General features: G+C 37.1%; 15 protein-coding genes and 1 pseudogene. 10 read left to right on the top strand and 6 right to left on the bottom strand.

Going from position 1 to position 16266, the window contains the following annotated elements; translation table 11 throughout:
- Positions 1 to 205 precede the first annotated feature (205 nt).
- From B1R93_RS06500 to B1R93_RS06485, 4 genes are all read left to right on the top strand, one after another.
- Positions 206 to 1909: a pectate lyase family protein gene (locus B1R93_RS06500; protein WP_245308204.1), complete on the top strand. Its 1704-nt coding sequence runs from the start codon at positions 206 to 208 to the stop codon at positions 1907 to 1909.
- 401 nt (positions 1910 to 2310) lie between these two features.
- The gene (locus B1R93_RS06495; protein ID WP_088103113.1) at positions 2311 to 2967 is read left to right on the top strand and encodes an ABC transporter permease subunit; all 657 of its coding nucleotides are present in this window, start codon (positions 2311 to 2313) and stop codon (positions 2965 to 2967) included.
- Positions 2968 to 3179: 212 nt separating this feature from the next.
- Positions 3180 to 4031, top strand: coding sequence for an AraC family transcriptional regulator (locus tag B1R93_RS06490; protein WP_245308203.1), 852 nt, complete (start codon positions 3180 to 3182; stop codon positions 4029 to 4031).
- Between the two features lie 1039 nt (positions 4032 to 5070).
- The gene (locus B1R93_RS06485) at positions 5071 to 7203 is read left to right on the top strand and encodes a glycosyl hydrolase 53 family protein (RefSeq protein WP_088103111.1); all 2133 of its coding nucleotides are present in this window, start codon (positions 5071 to 5073) and stop codon (positions 7201 to 7203) included.
- A 292-nt stretch (positions 7204 to 7495) separates the two neighbouring features.
- Here the strand turns inward: B1R93_RS06485 and B1R93_RS06480 are convergent, their stop codons facing one another.
- A complete protein-coding gene (locus tag B1R93_RS06480; protein ID WP_088103110.1) occupies positions 7496 to 8080 on the bottom strand; it encodes a CGNR zinc finger domain-containing protein in 585 nt (194 codons plus the stop codon).
- 315 nt (positions 8081 to 8395) lie between these two features.
- Here B1R93_RS06480 and B1R93_RS23620 point away from each other — a divergent pair, with 315 nt between their 5' ends.
- Complete coding sequence (locus B1R93_RS23620) at positions 8396 to 8530, top strand: hypothetical protein (protein WP_280949459.1); 135 nt, start codon at positions 8396 to 8398, stop codon at positions 8528 to 8530.
- A 35-nt stretch (positions 8531 to 8565) separates the two neighbouring features.
- Positions 8566 to 9042, top strand: coding sequence for a DinB family protein (locus tag B1R93_RS06475; protein ID WP_088103109.1), 477 nt, complete (start codon positions 8566 to 8568; stop codon positions 9040 to 9042).
- A gap of 63 nt (positions 9043 to 9105) precedes the next feature.
- On the opposite strand, the gene B1R93_RS23355 is transcribed toward B1R93_RS06475, so the two are convergent.
- Positions 9106 to 9468, bottom strand: coding sequence for a tyrosine-type recombinase/integrase (locus B1R93_RS23355; protein ID WP_280949467.1), 363 nt, complete (start codon positions 9466 to 9468; stop codon positions 9106 to 9108).
- Positions 9469 to 9614: 146 nt separating this feature from the next.
- Positions 9615 to 9758 (bottom strand): hypothetical protein, encoded by a 144-nt coding sequence (locus tag B1R93_RS22935; RefSeq protein ID WP_165763745.1) that lies wholly within the window; start codon positions 9756 to 9758, stop codon positions 9615 to 9617.
- 109 nt (positions 9759 to 9867) lie between these two features.
- On the opposite strand from B1R93_RS22935, the gene B1R93_RS22680 reads away from it, so the two are divergent.
- The 4 genes and pseudogenes from B1R93_RS22680 (at position 9868) to B1R93_RS06455 (ending at position 13800) form a co-directional block, all read left to right on the top strand.
- Positions 9868 to 10035: an SOS response-associated peptidase family protein gene (locus B1R93_RS22680; RefSeq protein WP_133058610.1), complete on the top strand. Its 168-nt coding sequence runs from the start codon at positions 9868 to 9870 to the stop codon at positions 10033 to 10035.
- 166 nt (positions 10036 to 10201) lie between these two features.
- Positions 10202 to 10705, top strand: a pseudogene (locus B1R93_RS06465) (SOS response-associated peptidase); the annotation flags it as partial.
- A gap of 459 nt (positions 10706 to 11164) precedes the next feature.
- Positions 11165 to 12349: an MFS transporter gene (locus B1R93_RS06460; RefSeq protein ID WP_088103106.1), complete on the top strand. Its 1185-nt coding sequence runs from the start codon at positions 11165 to 11167 to the stop codon at positions 12347 to 12349.
- Positions 12350 to 12882: 533 nt separating this feature from the next.
- Positions 12883 to 13800: a class I SAM-dependent methyltransferase gene (locus B1R93_RS06455; RefSeq protein WP_088103105.1), complete on the top strand. Its 918-nt coding sequence runs from the start codon at positions 12883 to 12885 to the stop codon at positions 13798 to 13800.
- Between the two features lie 468 nt (positions 13801 to 14268).
- Here B1R93_RS06455 and B1R93_RS06450 read toward each other — a convergent pair whose 3' ends face one another.
- The 3 genes from B1R93_RS06450 to B1R93_RS06440 form a co-directional block, all read right to left on the bottom strand.
- Positions 14269 to 15072: a class I SAM-dependent methyltransferase gene (locus B1R93_RS06450; protein ID WP_088103104.1), complete on the bottom strand. Its 804-nt coding sequence runs from the start codon at positions 15070 to 15072 to the stop codon at positions 14269 to 14271.
- Between the two features lie 127 nt (positions 15073 to 15199).
- The gene (locus B1R93_RS06445) at positions 15200 to 15565 is read right to left on the bottom strand and encodes a hypothetical protein (RefSeq protein WP_088103103.1); all 366 of its coding nucleotides are present in this window, start codon (positions 15563 to 15565) and stop codon (positions 15200 to 15202) included.
- Positions 15566 to 15738: 173 nt separating this feature from the next.
- A complete protein-coding gene (locus B1R93_RS06440) occupies positions 15739 to 16203 on the bottom strand; it encodes a hypothetical protein (protein ID WP_088103102.1) in 465 nt (154 codons plus the stop codon).
- Positions 16204 to 16266 lie beyond the last annotated feature (63 nt).

The raw sequence follows: 16266 nt of genomic DNA, 5'->3' as shown, positions 1-16266 counted from the left end.
ATACAATGAGACTACAAAATAAGTATTAGAGAGGTTTCGACATTAGAAACGTTATAGCTTTGATATGATCTAATGATTTGAAAGGGCTTACGTATAAGTTTTTAAAGGAGGTGATGATAGAAAAAGTTGATTGGTTTTATTTCATAAGCATGTAAACACATCTAAGCCCAGTCTTACCTTTTACAACTTACTTAGGAGGAAGAGGATGAAAAAAAGGATGCGTATTAAAAAGTCACTAAATTTACTATTGGTTTCATCATTTTTAACTTCATCGTTATTAATCGGTGGAGATGGTGAAATAAATGCAGCATCAGTTGATTCAATACCTAACACAGAAAGACATTTTAAAAACTATGATAATAGCTATCTAAACGTCACTGGGTATGCGTCATTAGGAGTTAATGACCGAAGTGAATACATTGATACAACTTATTATCGTCAAGTTGAAACTGAAAGAGAGTTTTTACAGTCTCTTTTGGATGCTCAGAATGGAAGTGTAAAAGTAATTGAAGTGGCAAACGACCTTAACCTAGGTTGGAAAGCATTAAATTTAACTTCAGATGAAGCTAAAAAATATCGGTTTATAAAAAAATATCGGGATCCTATGAACGGATATACAAATCCTAAGTTAGCTTCGTCCGGTGTTTCACAAATAGATATAAATAATGTAGATGGCTTAACGATTTTTTCAAAAAAAGGGAAAACAATTCGAAGTGCTGAATTTAAATTACAAAGATCAACGAATGATCTTGTTATTAGAAATTTAAATTTTGATGGAATGTGGCAATGGGATGACACTGGAAGACATAAGGAAGTAGGTTGGACTTTTATTAAAATAAATGGTGCAAATAATGTTTGGATAGACCATAGTAAATTCACTATTGCGGGAGATGGATTAATTGATACAGAGAATGGTGGCTCTAACATTACTATCTCTTGGTCTGAATTCGGCTTACCTGCGGATGAAAATCCACCAGAAGATAGTGATATTTATCAGTCCATTCAGTTTATGGAAGAGAAATATCAAGCAAACGAACTAGATTCCGAAAGTGTGTACTACAATATGCGTAATGACGGTGCAACGAAAGAGCAGATTATGGCATACGCTGCATATCATAGCAAAGTGCATTTAACGGGTTCAGGAGATAAGGACTATATGGATTATGTCAGCAGTAGTGGAATGGATTACAAAGACGGTAATCAAAGAATGCGGTTAACGCTTGCTTATAACAGTTATACGAATGTTGGGCAGCGAGTTCCCATGATCCGACAAGGAACGGGTCATGCTTACAACTTGTATCTTGACAATTCCACGCATCAGGAAGTGTTGGATAATGTAAGCGCTATTACCGAACATGGAAGTGACCAACTTGCACGAGCCCTTAATGCGAGGAATGGGGCTTCAATTGCAGCAGATACTAGTGTATTTATTGACATTAACGAGCCAATTATAGGTGCTGAGATTCAAGGACTAGATACTAAAAATATGGATGACCAATGGGCAGAGCTATTCCATGCTGCATATAACAGAAATTTAATCGTAAACTCGAAAGTAACAAATAAATTTGGAACATATACAGGAAGCAGTTGGGACAATGATGGAGAAAACCTATTTACAACAGGATTTATATGGCATGATAAATCAACCATAGGAAATTGGGCATGGTCTTCACACATTGTGGGAAGTGAAAATATGCATAAATCTAGTCCTCCGTCTGAACCATTTACTTTCGAATATAAGTATAATGAGCAGCTACCTTATGCGTATAATGTTGTTCCTTTAGATAGTGTAGTGGAAACCGTTACGGAATATGCAGGGGCTAACAAGATTAATCAGAGTCCAATAGATTGGTTAAAAACAGATTATAACGATAAGAAGAAAAATGGATATTATCGAAGAGAAAACTAGCATGTTATTTTACACATCCCTCGAATTAGCCTTATTATATAAGAGTTATTAAGGGTGTTCCGACCCCGACCACCGATATTAAAGCACAAAAAGGCCAATACTTTGGTTATTCAAAGTATTGGCCTTTTTTGTGCTTTAATTTAATAAAATGAAAGGCTAGGTAAATCAATATACAAAATTATAGAAAACAGTCTAAGGGTTATATAGATAAACAAAACCCGTGACTCCCTGTATAGTAATGCTTTCACTCGATGTCATGAGCCATTAATCTTTAACGGTCGAGGAGGGATGTTCTTTTTATCGCAAAAGTTTCATATTGTATAAACAAACTTTTGTAAACAGCATTGTGTAAACGATGTAATTGTTTTCACGACTTGTAAAAGAAAGCATGGAGAAAATGTATAGGCAGGTGCTCCGGATGGCCTATTTGGAGAGCTTTATTTAACAGTCTGTTTGTAACGGTTATTACTACCACAACAACGGTCTTTTTTTCAGCTCTAGCAGGGTATTCGTTTGCGAAATTTTCGTTTAAAGGGAAAGAGGCATTATTCTTTTGCGTACTGCTGATTATGATGGTGCCCACTCAAGTGATGTTAGTGCCAATGTTTATTATTATGATGAATTTTGGCTGGATTGACAGCTATTTAGCTTTAATTGTGCCATTTATGGTCACACCATTTGGCGTCTTTTTAATGCGACAGCAAATGATGTCCTTTCCAACGGATTTAATCGAATCTGGCCGAATTGACGGTTGCCGTGAACTTGGTATTTTCTTTCGAATTGTCTTGCCGACAATGAAACCAGCATGTGCTGCGCTTGGGATTATTACCTTTATGCAGCAGTGGGGAAATTTCATCTGGCCGTTAGTTGTAGTTAATTCCCGGGAGATGTTCACTCTGCCACTATTATTATCAATGATGGTGCAACCAGGTCAAACGGTTCAGTATGGAGCGGTCATGTCCGGAGCTGTCATTGGATTAATACCCATGCTCATTTTATTCCTATTTTTCCAAAAACACTTTGTTTCCGGTGTGTTTGGAGGGTCTGTAAAAGGATAGGTCACTGAAGAAATGCCCATAAAGTAATGCGCGGAGCCGTTACGTCTTCTCTGAGAGACTATAAAATTTAAGTGCAAAAGGGTAAGTCATTATTGAAAATAATAAAGGTTGGACATTAAAATGTTCATAAGGATATAGGAAGTTTCTTACTTCTTTCAAACGAATGTATTTGAAGTTTTGAGAACTTATTGGAAAAAGTGGGTGGGGAGATGATGTATAACAAAAAGGTTAGATATGAGTACATTACAGTGGAAGAGTCGCTGCCTTTATTCGTTGAAAGTGTAGGGTATAATACGCAAGAATTGGATTTTAGCAGACCGGGTGGATATCCGTACTATCATTGGCTCCAAACGGTTGAGGGGGAAGGTAGGTTTTCCTTTGATGGGCAGGAATATATCTTATCAAAAGGGAGGGGAATCTTATTAAAGCCTTTTACTCCACATACTTATTTTTCAAAGAGTAAAGTGTGGTCTACCATGTATGTAACGTTTGGGGGTCAATCTGTCGTTTCTATTTTAGAGTCATTAAAAATGGATGTTTCTACCTTTTATACGGACTTAGGAGATATACAATCGGAGGAGATCATTACAGATATGCTAATGAAAATTGAATCCGATTCGGAGTTTTCAAAGCTTGATTTATCTATCTATTTATATAAATTTCTAGTGAAACTAAGGAAGTATGGGAAAATGAATAACCAGCCATCTTTATCACATCTATATGATAAAGTGCGCCATATTGTGGAGTGGCTTGAGACCTCCTATGGGGAGGACATTACATTAGATGATATGGCATCTCATTTAAATGTTAGCTCCCAATACTTAAATCGACTGTTCCAAAATACGTTTAAAGTGAGTCCCTACACATTTTTAATCCAACTTAGAATAAGAAAGGCAAAAGAAATACTGCTACAAAAACCGGAGCTTCCCTTAAAAAGCGTTGCTATTCTCACGGGATTTAATGATGTTAGTTACTTTGTAGCAACCTTCAAAAAGAAAGAGGGTATTACACCGAAGAAATATCGGGATCTATTTGCCCGAAAAAAGCGAATACCTGCTAGATAAATAACGGTTTACAGATTTTATCATAAGATGGATGACAAACAGTTAGTTGCGGTTCTACTATACAGCCATCGTACTTTCATGGGTGAGAGCGTATTCTATCACATTCTTCGTTGCTGTTTCATATGTCTATATAATATTTATTAAGCGAGAAAACGACGTCATGTAAAATAGTGGAACATAGAGGAAATGCGAACTCTCTTGTTTCCACGTTAGAAGCAGCAAAAGCTTCAGATGCGAGTGGGAAATGAATGTGCAAGAGATGGGTAGTTACGGGCTTTACAATCAAGTAATTGTGCAAAGCGGTAAAGTGCTTACAAACGACCAGGCAGATGCATTGCTATTATAGCAGGGGAGGATTGTAATCCTCCATTAATTAGTAAGAAAATAAATGTAAAAAGTCGACTCTTTCTATGGGGTCGGCTTTTTTGAATGTTTCAAACTGTATTGTTGGAATAGACGGAAAGTGACGGAGATGGGAGGGCACTGAAAAGATCCCTTTAGTAAATCGAAGAAGAAGTAATGGCTCCGCACGTTGAGCGCCTTACGATGAGAAAACCGCTCATCGCAAGGCTTTCAAGATCGGGCAACGACTCCACACATTACTTAGAGACCTTTTTACTACATTAAAAAGTTTCATATAATTATATTTTATGTAGAATATAGTTGTACATCATAGTGAAAAAAATAAATACAATGAAAACAAGTTTTCTTCAATGATTGGTTGTGAAACATATTCTTCAAAGTTTTCTGCTTCAGTAGACTAATCCATCCTTCTACTAGATCCTTCCGCGGAAAAAACGCTACTGAAATTATTGATATTAATGCTGGAGACATTCTCTGGCTTTAATATACCATTCTTTGCAGAGGGCTCTGTTAAATTGATTGAAAGGGGCCAATCTACTAGAGCCGGTAAAATGTGTCCCAAAACCAAGTAAAAGGAGGTTGATTCATAAAGTTATTCTAATTATCCGAGATTCTAACTTGGTATTTATGCAACACATCTTGATTAATCCTTGAAAAAATAGGAGGGAATGTGTACATGAAAAAACGCTCATTTGTAAAGAAATCGACCATTCTGTTAATGGCTGCAGCGCTAGTAGGAGCATCTTTTTTCAGCTTACCAACAGCTGCGTATTATGGAGATGCTGATATTTCTCCAGCCTATACAAATTTAACAACGAAAAGCTGGGTATCTTCTGAAGCTGGAACAGGGGATGCTAATGTAGCGATTGACCAAGATGCAACAACATACTGGGATGCTGGTTCTGTATCAGAGAACAGCTGGCTTGTGGTAGACCTTGGAGGAACGTACCCAGGTATGAAAAAAGTTGAGGTTGTTTTCCCAACGCTTAGCGGAGAATACAAATACAAGCTGGAAGCATCAAGTGACGGGGACGAGTGGTTTACTATTTCTGATCAATCGCAAGAAGCGGTAACTGGTGGAGAGGACGTTCTCATTGAAGATAGTCCAGATATAAGGTATTTGAAGGCAACGTTATTGGATGTTTCAGAGGGTGCGGTTGCTGGAATTGCTGAAATTCGGGCAAATAACTACTTGCTTAAGGAAAATCTCACTATAGGTGCAGACTTATCTTGGGATACGGCGTTTTTAGATAGGACATATACAACACATAGCAACACAGATGTGCCGTCTTCGGATGGACGCATGATTAGTACGATGCAGGAGACGGGGATGACTTCCTCGCGATTCCGGATTTGGAATGAGCCGCGTAGTGAGAATACAGGCGAACCGGTTACTCATGTTAATGGCAGCATGAATCCGGAAGATACGTTAAATAAATCGTTATACGCGAATGAGTTAGGTATGAAGGTCGGTATTGACTTCCACTATTCTGACAGCTGGGCAGACCCAGCGAAACAGATGAAGCCGAAGTCTTGGAAGGACTTACCTTTTGATGAGCTTGTGGACGCCGTGTATGACTTTACGTATGAAGTGACAGCAGATCATGTAGCTGCTGGAGTGGACCCTTATTATGTTCAGGTAGGCAATGAAATTATTAATGGAACACTATGGGGGAATGAAAAGGTTCCAACTGGACTTGAACCGAGATATGCGGTAGAGGACGCTTCCTATACAGCGCAGCCGGGCGGTGAACTGTTATGGGAGTATTGGGAATCCGAGGACCCAGCGGAACAGGCGGCATATGATGCATCATGGGATCGCTTTACCGCCATTGTCGATGCGGGACTTCGCGGAGCTCAGGAAGCTTCCCCTGAATCAAAAACGAAAATTCATGTCATTGTCGGGACAAACCGATTGCCAAAGACACTAGAATTTTGGAACCAGCTGACGACAAGACTTAAAGAAGATTATCAGAATAACTTTGATATCATGTCCATTTCTTACTATCCTGAATGGCATGGTACGATGGAAAATTTAAGTGAGAACTTGCATGCGTTTGCGACTGAGTTTCCTGACTATGAGCTTGCTGTATCAGAAACATCCCATAGAGCATCTGGAGGTCCGTCAGATTCTGGATATCCGAATACCATTCAAGGGCAAGCCGACTTTATGATTGATGTAATGCGCACAACAAATGATACCATTAATAATGCGGTGTCTACTGTATTAGTTTGGGAACCGGCAATTTGGCAAACAATGTTTACTTCAATAGGGGATAATTGGTATGAGGCAAATGACTCTACACGGGTATTCCATGCAGCATTCAGTGATTATATCCCTAAGACGAATAAATATCTTGTGACAGACCTTTATGAAGCACCGGATCTTGCTGACACAATAGAAGTCGTAAACCTTGAGACAAATACAATTGAAAGCACTACTGTAGCTTGGGATACTGTGCCGGAGGAAGGATATTCAACCTTAGGATCATTCACAGTGAGTGGCGCAACAGATTATGGAGAAGTCATAGCTCATGTTGCTGTAGTTATGTCTGTTGACGTTTTGGAGAATGTGATGAAGGAGAAGGTGGAAGCAGGGGAAGTTTCTGACCCGCTGGTACCGCAATTAACAAATTCGTTAAAACAAGCCAAACATCATTTTGACAGAGGCTCAACAAAAAATGCAGTGAAGTTCTTAGAAAACTATTTGTTTCATCTTGAACGAAAGGCAAATGAAGAAAATATAACAGAGGAAGCAAAAGCTGACCTCTCTTATCACGCGAACTTGTTACTAGATGCATGGAAGTAAGATAAGCGAAGAACCAGGGTTTCTCTATGAGGCTCCCTGGTTCATTATACATTTGTGATAAAGATGTTTATATTAAAAAGCGACCAGGAAAAACGAGGTGGAAGTAAAGAAGACGATAGAGCTATTAAGTAACGTCCATATTAAAGATGCAGTGCAAAAGATACACAGCGCCGAGAAGCCCCTTACATATTTAGTTTGTTTTAAACGTTAAGAAAAAGGATTGTCCAAATCGACAATCCTTTTTCTCATGACATTGCTATTTAAAACCGAAAAATCTGACTTTGACTGAAGTTTACTCTTGCAAGTTTTTGCGTTTTTGATGACGAGTAACTTTCTCCCGATTACCACAAATTTTCATTGAGCACCATTTTCGTCTTCCTCTTGTATCGATAAATAGTAGAACACAATCTGGATTTGCACAACGATGCATGTTGGTTAATTTATTTTCTGCAAAAAGCCTCATAGCATCATAGGCTAACAGTGCAATGAGTGCATCCTCTGGCTTGCCAACTGGTTTTGCTATCAAAACATTCTCTTCTAATAGGTAAGTAAATGGAGCTTTATTGATTAATGATTCTAGATGCTTGATCCACTCCATTTTAGGTTTTTTATCATCAGCGAAACCTTCGTATACTTCTCGTAAGGACTCGCGAATGTCTTTAATCAATGGTAAAGCATCGACAGCCCATTCTTCTATGTTTTCTGGAATTTGTTTGTGGGATAAAATACCTTTCTTGTCCATGGTGTGGATCCACGTAATCAAATCTTCATGCGAAGTAAGTAAGTCAATACGGGCCCCATTCCGCACTACTTCAGTATTTACTAGATCTAATGATAGGTGACCGGAGAAAAGTGGAAATTTTGTATTACCTGCCATCAAAACGACTCCCTTACTAAAAATTATAATTAACCTATTATAACATACTTGACAGGTTAATTATAAATAGGTATATTATTAACCATTAAAAACATTAATTAGAGGTTAATGGGGAGTGGGAGGGATTATAATGCAACAATCTTTTTAGGTAAACGAGTTGTACTGGTTGCATTCATTACACTGATGGGGGCTTTTCGTTTAAATTTAACAGCTGATCAATTTCGACCTTTGATTAGGAGCTAACGACCCTTAGTCTGGCGGTGTCTCTAAACATGATTACTTGGGGAGTGTTTCAGCCGATTATGGGGAGATTAATTGAACGGTTTAGGTGGATATCTTCGTTCTGTTTCTGGAAATTATAATAACGCGTTGGATGGGATTAGCCATATTGGCACTGGGTACTGTTATGACACTTTTTATGAAGAGGGAAGAAGTCGTCTTACAAATTAAAGCAGTTCAAGTAAAATAAAAGAGGAGTGATTTTGATGGAAAACTACCTTATGAAACAGTTATTGACTGCAAGAGAGAGTACAATTAATTATGTAAAAGATATGGAAGAAGCTGCGAGTGAGCTTGTACCTGATAAGTTGAATAATAATGTTAAGTGGAATTTGGGACATATATACGTGGTTGGCGAAAAATTTTTGTTTCATCTTACTGGAGAAGAAACAAAAATTCCATCTAACTATCCTACATTTTTTAAAACTGGAACTAGTCCAGCTAACTGGAAAATGAATCCACCATTTCTAGAGGAGTTACTTGATGTTTTGAGCGAACAAATGATCAGGATGAATTTGGCTTTGTCAGGAAGGATGGATGAGAAGGTTAAGGAACCTTACACTACATCAACGGGATTTGAATTAACAACGGTGAAAGAGTTAGTTAGTTTTTGTTTATATCATGAAGGTATGCATTTTGGGGCGATTAAGAATATAAGTAAATTAGTTAAAGAAATTTCTTGAAGAATCAAGGCGAATCATCTGATATGTTTCGCCCGTTGTTGAGGAATCTAATAAAATTACCAGTTATAAATAAGAACTAAAAATTAAGTTAGTCTTCTTCGATAATAGTATAACTATAAACATTTGTTTAGCAAATGTATGCCGTAAAGTACGGCAACTAACACGCACGCCGTTAATCCCTGTTTTTTTGCCGTAGCTACTTAAACGGTTTTGTATTTGTCTTTTACTTAATGCCGTTCCATCTGTAATAAAAAGGCTATCAGTAACGGCATTTCCCCGTACTGCTATATATTTGCGTAGCTGTTCTTTCATACGGCTTTGTATAGGTACTAGGCGTTCACGGCAACTATTAACGGAGCAATATTTAGGATAACGTGTATAAGTGCCTTTTGAGTATATTTGTCTTACAGAACCCGATTCCAACATCATTCGAAGACAATTGATTGCGTCGATATTAAGACAGCTAAATTTCATTGATGCTCGGATTATCACCGAAAAAGATTAAACACTTCACAAAAAAGTAAAATAATCCCTATTATATTTGTAGCAACAATCTTTCCGAAAACAGCCTTTTATTTAAACAATTTCCGTAGAGCTTTTCCGGTAGCTTTCCCCGCAATACGACGGCCAACACGCTTACCTACGCGTCCTTTTCGCACCGCGTCAACGTCATTCCATATACGTAAGATTTTATATATTGTTGATTTTAAAGACATAATATCAAGCTCCTTTTACTAAGTTTATTTATTATTATAGCGTCATTCTCCTTGGTTATCACAAGAATTACCGTAACAAATGTCTAAATATTACGTAGGAGGCGATAATATGTGCGGAAGATTCACGCTAGCAACTCCGAAAGAACAAATCGAGGAACAGCTCCAGCTCGAACTGACCGAATATGAACCACGCTATAATATTGCACCAAGTCAGCCGATACTTAGCGTCATATCTGACGGCACTCAAAGAAGAGCCGGCTATTTGCAAGGGCAGTGAAAAAGGGTGGGTTTCCCTTTTTCACTGCCCTTTAAGTAATGTGCGGAGCCGTTGCCAGGTTTTGAAAGCCTTGCTATGAGTGGGTTTCTCATAGCAAGGCGCGCAACGTGCGAAGCCATTACTTCTTCTTTGAGTTACAAGAAGGAGTTTTTCACTGCCCTTCTATTTGCGGTGGGGTTTAGTTCCGTCCTGGGCGAAAGACCCGAAGATTGGCTATAAGATGATTAATGCACGTGGTGAGACGGTAGACGAAAAGCCGGCATTCAAACGCCTATTAGCTCGCCGACGCTGCCTGATTGTAGCGGATGGATTTTACGAATGGAAGCACGTGGACGACAAGAAAATGCCGTACCGAATAACGGTTAATGACGGTATCTTTACTTTTGCGGGGCTATGGGACCGTTGGCAACGTGACGACGAGGAAATCGTGTCATGTACGATAATAACGACCGAGCCGAATGCCCTTATGAGCGACATTCACGACCGGATGCCTGTTATTGTTGGCGAGGAAGACAGAGATACGTGGCTGGACCCGACTATTGCGGATAAGCATATATTAAAGTCGCTAATAAAACCGTATACGGACGAGGAAATGCATGCGTATGAGGTGTCGACGTTAGTGAATAGTCCGCGAAATGATGGGGCGGAGTGTATACAGTCGTTGATATAATTAAGCGGAAATCTGATTCATGGAGAAAAGCGGATCTGTGTCGCACTGAAATTAGAATTTATTTTTGCAAATTTAGAAGTTTAGGTTAACTAGAGTTTTTGACAAACGTATCTTAATTATAATTAAAATAAAACTATATTAAATTAATTCATTAATAGAAATTTGATGGGATAAAATATAACGATATTCATAAGTATAATATATGGTCTTAAAATATAGATCGGAGTTTGTCCTAATCCATATCCAATTTTTTTGAATTATCTTTTTTATTCAATATAATTCTGTATAATTGTAATAACATACTTAAAGGAGGAGATTGACATGCAAAAAAACCTAACATTTTTTTCAAACCAACAAGCAGGGGTGAAAAAATCTGGGTAGGTAGATAAACAAATATTCATAATTATTCACTTCTGCTTGTTTATTAAACATAATAAACATCAAGCAGGAGGAAATAAGTTGAAAAAAGGTACATTAGCTTCACAAAATATTCGTGTTTTATTTTGGGCGGAATTATTTGGGAGTGTTCGATTTTTACAACCCGTACTCGCTTTGTTTTATTTCTCACGTGGACTAGATGAAGCATACATTCTTTGGGTATTGCTCTTTTGGAGTACTGGTGTATTAATTGGAGAAGTCCCGACAGGTATGTTTGCTGATCGTTATGGTGCAAAACTATCATTTATGATTGGCTCTATATTAAGTATCGTTAGTCATGGAATGCTCATCTGGGCGTATGAACCTTGGATGTTCTTCGCAAGCAGCCTCTTGAGTGGATTTGCTGTAACATTTTTTAGTGGGGCAGATGAGGCATTAATCTATGAATCACTAAAAGAATCAAATGAAGAAAATATGTTGGATAGAGCACTGGGAATTATCCAGTCAGCTCAATTTGTTGTAATGGTATTTGTATTGATTTTAGGCGCCATTATTGCAAAGGATTTAACCGATGAACAGTTTATATTGCTTATTGTGTTGGGTGTTGTTTTCCAATCCATTCAAATTGTTCTACTATTTTTTGTTAAGAATCCAACAGGACAAGGAAATTACCGTGAAAATCCTTTTAAGCAAGTAAAAGAAGGAATGCTAGCGATAAAAAGAGCCCCACAAGTGTTATGGATGTTTTTAAATATTACGCTCGTATTTATTCCAACAGCAGCGATATTTGATAATTTTAATGACAAATTACTCAGTGATGCTGGTTTACCAGTCTATTTAATTGGGGGTGTCCTTGCAGGACTTTCCATTCTAAGCTTTTTTGTTTCACGGTCAATTGGATGGATAACATCTCGAATCTCTCGGATTACGGTTTTATATGTAACTGGGGGAATGGGGGTGTTCGGATTATTATTCGTTGCTTTCTATCGAGAAACACTTTGGATTTTACTATTCATAATGGTACTCCTTCGATTTGTGCGAACGGTGCGCTATCCAGTATACGCTCAATTAGCCAATGATATCATTCCATCAAATGTAAGAGCGACAACAATTTCGTTGCTATCTATTATTGATTCCGTTTGTGATTTAGTTATTTTCAGCAGTGTGGCAGGAATTGCGGTATTCGGTTTTGAAAAAATGTTTCTAGCTGCCGCAGCTATTGCATTAATAGGAAGCTTACTGCCAATACGTCCAGTGACGAGATAGTAAACTAGTTATTGTTGCATAAATTGTAAGATTAAAACGGAAAATCTTACTAAATTTCACCCCCATCCAAAACGGATGGGGGTATGCATGTTAGAAGTATTAAACTTATTGCGGGTGGTGACAGCTTCGCTGGTACTACCCCTACTAAGGATACGCTAGATGCATAGGCTACAACTTTGTTTTAGTAAGAATTCCTTTTATCACTGGAACGGATAGAAAAATCTACTTTATGAAGATTGTTATAAACGCGTCTACACGTTCCTTTGGTTATAGACTTCTATCTTGAACAAAAGAAAAATAGCTGAACAAGTTACTGTGCAGTTAATGACTATCTTTTGTAAATTATCCTTCTTCAAGATAAGCAGTCTCTAGTTAAAACGAGAGAATATTAACAAAATTTCATACTGTATTTCACAAATCTAAAATTTGACAAAAAAAGTTATTTATGCTATAATTTACAATTGAACTTTCTGCGTTTATAATAAGATTCTCCTGGCCAGGGGAATCTTATTTTTTTACGGAGGGATAATGGAATGAAGCAAAATGAATCTAGTGTAACTTCCTTAGTATCCGCTTTCGCTCGGGCCTATCATAGTCAATACGATAGCCCAATAATTTTCGATGATTTTATTGCAAAAGATCTTATTTCTCAAGAAGAGTTTTCTATGATTAGAGAAAATATGATTCAAGGAGTATCTTTTTTCAACCATGATATCGGTCGAAGGTTTCGAGATCATCCAGATCAAATTTTAAAATGGATTACACAAATACAACTTTCTCCAACACCTATAGCCCGTGCTGCATTTTGTGAAAAAGTACTACTTAATGAGGTGATGTTAAGAGCAAAACAATACGTGATTCTCGGAGCTGGCTTAGATACTTTTTGCTTCAGACATCCCGAATTAGAAAACAGCTTAGAAATATTTGAAATCGATCATCCAGCTACACAGGAATTTAAAAAGGAAAGATTAGCTAATAAAAACTTTCGAATTCCAAGTAATCTTCATTTTATTTCAATGGACTTCAAGAATAAGTTTTCAAATCAAATCTTAATAGATGAAGGATTTGATGATAACAAAAAAACATTCTTTAGCCTTTTAGGTGTATCTTATTATTTAACGAAAGAGGAAATTTCAAGCTTATTTAATTATTTATTTGCCAAAGTCCCACCAGGAAGCTCAATTGTTTTTGATTATGCAGACGAAGAACTTTTTAAAGAAAAAGGAATGTCAAATCGAGTTGAAAATATGTTGAAAATGGCTTCAGTAGGTGGAGAAACAATGCATTCGTGTTTCTCTTTTGATGAAATGGAGACTATGTTAGAAGATGCAGGTTTACTCATCTATGAACATTTATCCCCAACCTCGATTAATGAGCGTTTCTTTAGCAATCGGACGGATTACTTGACTGCATTTGAAACGATTCATTATATTCATGCTGTAAAGAAATAATTTTCTATTTTCATGCCGCTCAATGCTTAACAAGATTGAGCGGTTTTCCATTATTTAATTTGGCATTTCAGATTATACATCTAATCTTTAAACTACATCTTTCACAAAGACTTCTACAAATAATAATCTTGATACACTGTATTTAGTCTACTACACAGTAGAAGGAAATGATGGTCTTCTTATTCCACATTCCTGCCCTTTAGTTTAACATTAATTTCCTTTTTATTAACATAAAAAAAGCATTCCTGTTAAAGGAACGCTACCTTTTAATGGAAGATCATTATAGCTTTACTTTAGATAGTTTAGTTAACAACGAAAATGAACTTATCTTTTGTTCAAAACTCAACAATATCATTGTATGTAAGTCTCCACTAAATAAATCTAATGCACTTCCTAACAATACGAATAGCCCGAAACACGTTTGTTTCAGGCTAAAGCTGTTTTTTAACACGTATTATCGAAAAATATTCAATGCTTCGTTGCTTTGACAGAAAACAACAACGGCAAATGCTCGTTCTCTTTCATTCGCCATCTCCCCAATTCGTCCTGAAACATGAGACCTGGAAACATATTGTATACGGTGAACGGAAATTCATGTAAAAACTCCAGTTTCAATCCTGATCCAGCGAGTGCACTCACGATTTCTCCAAGGGTATGTTGCCATTGATAGGTGACGGAATGCTCTAGCTTATCATTATCCCCGGTATATGTAGTAGAAGATTCATAGCGTCGTACCTTGTTATCAAAATAAGGATATTTGCTCTTCAGCTGGTTATCCTCTACTTCATACATAAAAGTAAGAGGATGGAGTTCAGCCATATAAAACGTTCCTCCTGGCTTTAGAGATGTGCTAATCAACTCTGCCCATCGGGTTAAATCCTGAAGCCAGCACAGAACTCCATAGGACGTATAGACGATGTCGAACAGCTCTCCTTGAAGCTCCTTCGCAACGTCATAGATATCCGAGCACAGGAAACGAGCGTCAAGCCCCAGTCGTTCGTTCAACGATTTAGCCAAAGCAATCGCATTCTCGGAAAAATCCACCCCCAGCACGTGAGCCCCCATTCTGGCCCAAGATAACGAATCCTTTCCAAAATGACATTGCAAATGTAGCATAGAGAGTCCAGCTACATCGCCAAGTTCGGTCTTATCCAGCCCCGACAAAGAACTTTTTTCTGCTAAAAAATCGTCTATATTGTAGAAATCTGACTTGGCATGAATAGCTGTCCGCTCATTCCAATTCAATCGGTTCATGTTGATGTAATTGGTCACAGTTACCCCTTCTTCCCATTTTTTAGTACCACTTTACTTTATTGTTACTGTTGTGAAGTATTGTACAATTTTTATAAAAAAGTTTGAGCATTCTCTTGACCGTTCTTCAACAAAAGCACCCTTTAGTTTAATTATTTTTGTGTTCACTGATTGTGAAAAAGTCTCCCTCACTTGACCCATGAATAGTCATACCTATAAACTGTCCGTCTTTTTTAAATACATAGTAGCTACCCATTTGTAAATCTTCTTGTATCTTCCATCCCCAACTTTCGATTATTTCATAATAATCTTCCCTAATACCTCCGTTATTGCCTATCGCATTATATAGATATTTTTCATACCCATCTTCTCTACTCTCAGCAAGTTCAGCTTCAACAGGTATAGGAAACTCAGGAAAAGATGAAGAACCTTCAAAATCACTTTCATTACTATTACTACAACCTACAATAGCTATAAGAATTAAAAATAATAGTAGTGTCTTTACTTTTTTCATTTTTTTCACCTCTCTCAAAGGATAACATTATTAAACCAATATTTGGTTATTCAATTATCCTGCCTCGTTACTTTAAGTGTAACATTTCACAATTAGAAAAGTCCTTTGAGGTTCCTCAAAGGACTATTTATAACATTACTTTCATGGTAGTTTAAGAAGAAATTATGAAAGTTTTAGTTAGTTTCTTTATCACTTTGTGAATCTTTATCATACCAAATCTGAAAAACATATATTAAAAGGGCTACTCCGATCATCATTAAATATGTAATATGTGGTGACAATTCGCCTGAAGCTAATTCAAGTTTTCGTTGGATTGGATACCATAAATATATATATACACCATCCAATATTAGGTTTGTTATTAAATAAACAATAAATTTTCCGTAGGTAAACTTAAAAATCCATATTGTTGCTATTAAATAAGCACTGTATACCCAAGGAATATTTGCGACTTTGTCCCAGTCAAACAGCCCAGGTTCTCTCCACCAATTATAATGATATGCAGCTTGGTAAATAAGAGTGTTGACTACCGTAACAAACAATGCAACTGGAAGAAATCTTCTAAGAGTTTTATTTCCAATTAGTACCAGTGATGCAATAGGAATTAGAAACAATAGCCATTGTATTACTTGTTTCACATAAATTCTCCTTATCAATTAATAATTCAATTTATCTAAATATTCCCCACATGTTTAGATTAA

Origin of the sequence: Halalkalibacter urbisdiaboli (assembly GCF_002156385.1) — a bacterium.
Lineage (GTDB): Bacteria > Bacillota > Bacilli > Bacillales > Bacillaceae_D > Halalkalibacter_A > Halalkalibacter_A urbisdiaboli.
The sequence above is the reverse complement of the archived record's forward strand: the minus strand, read 5'-3'. Positions and strand labels throughout refer to the sequence as shown.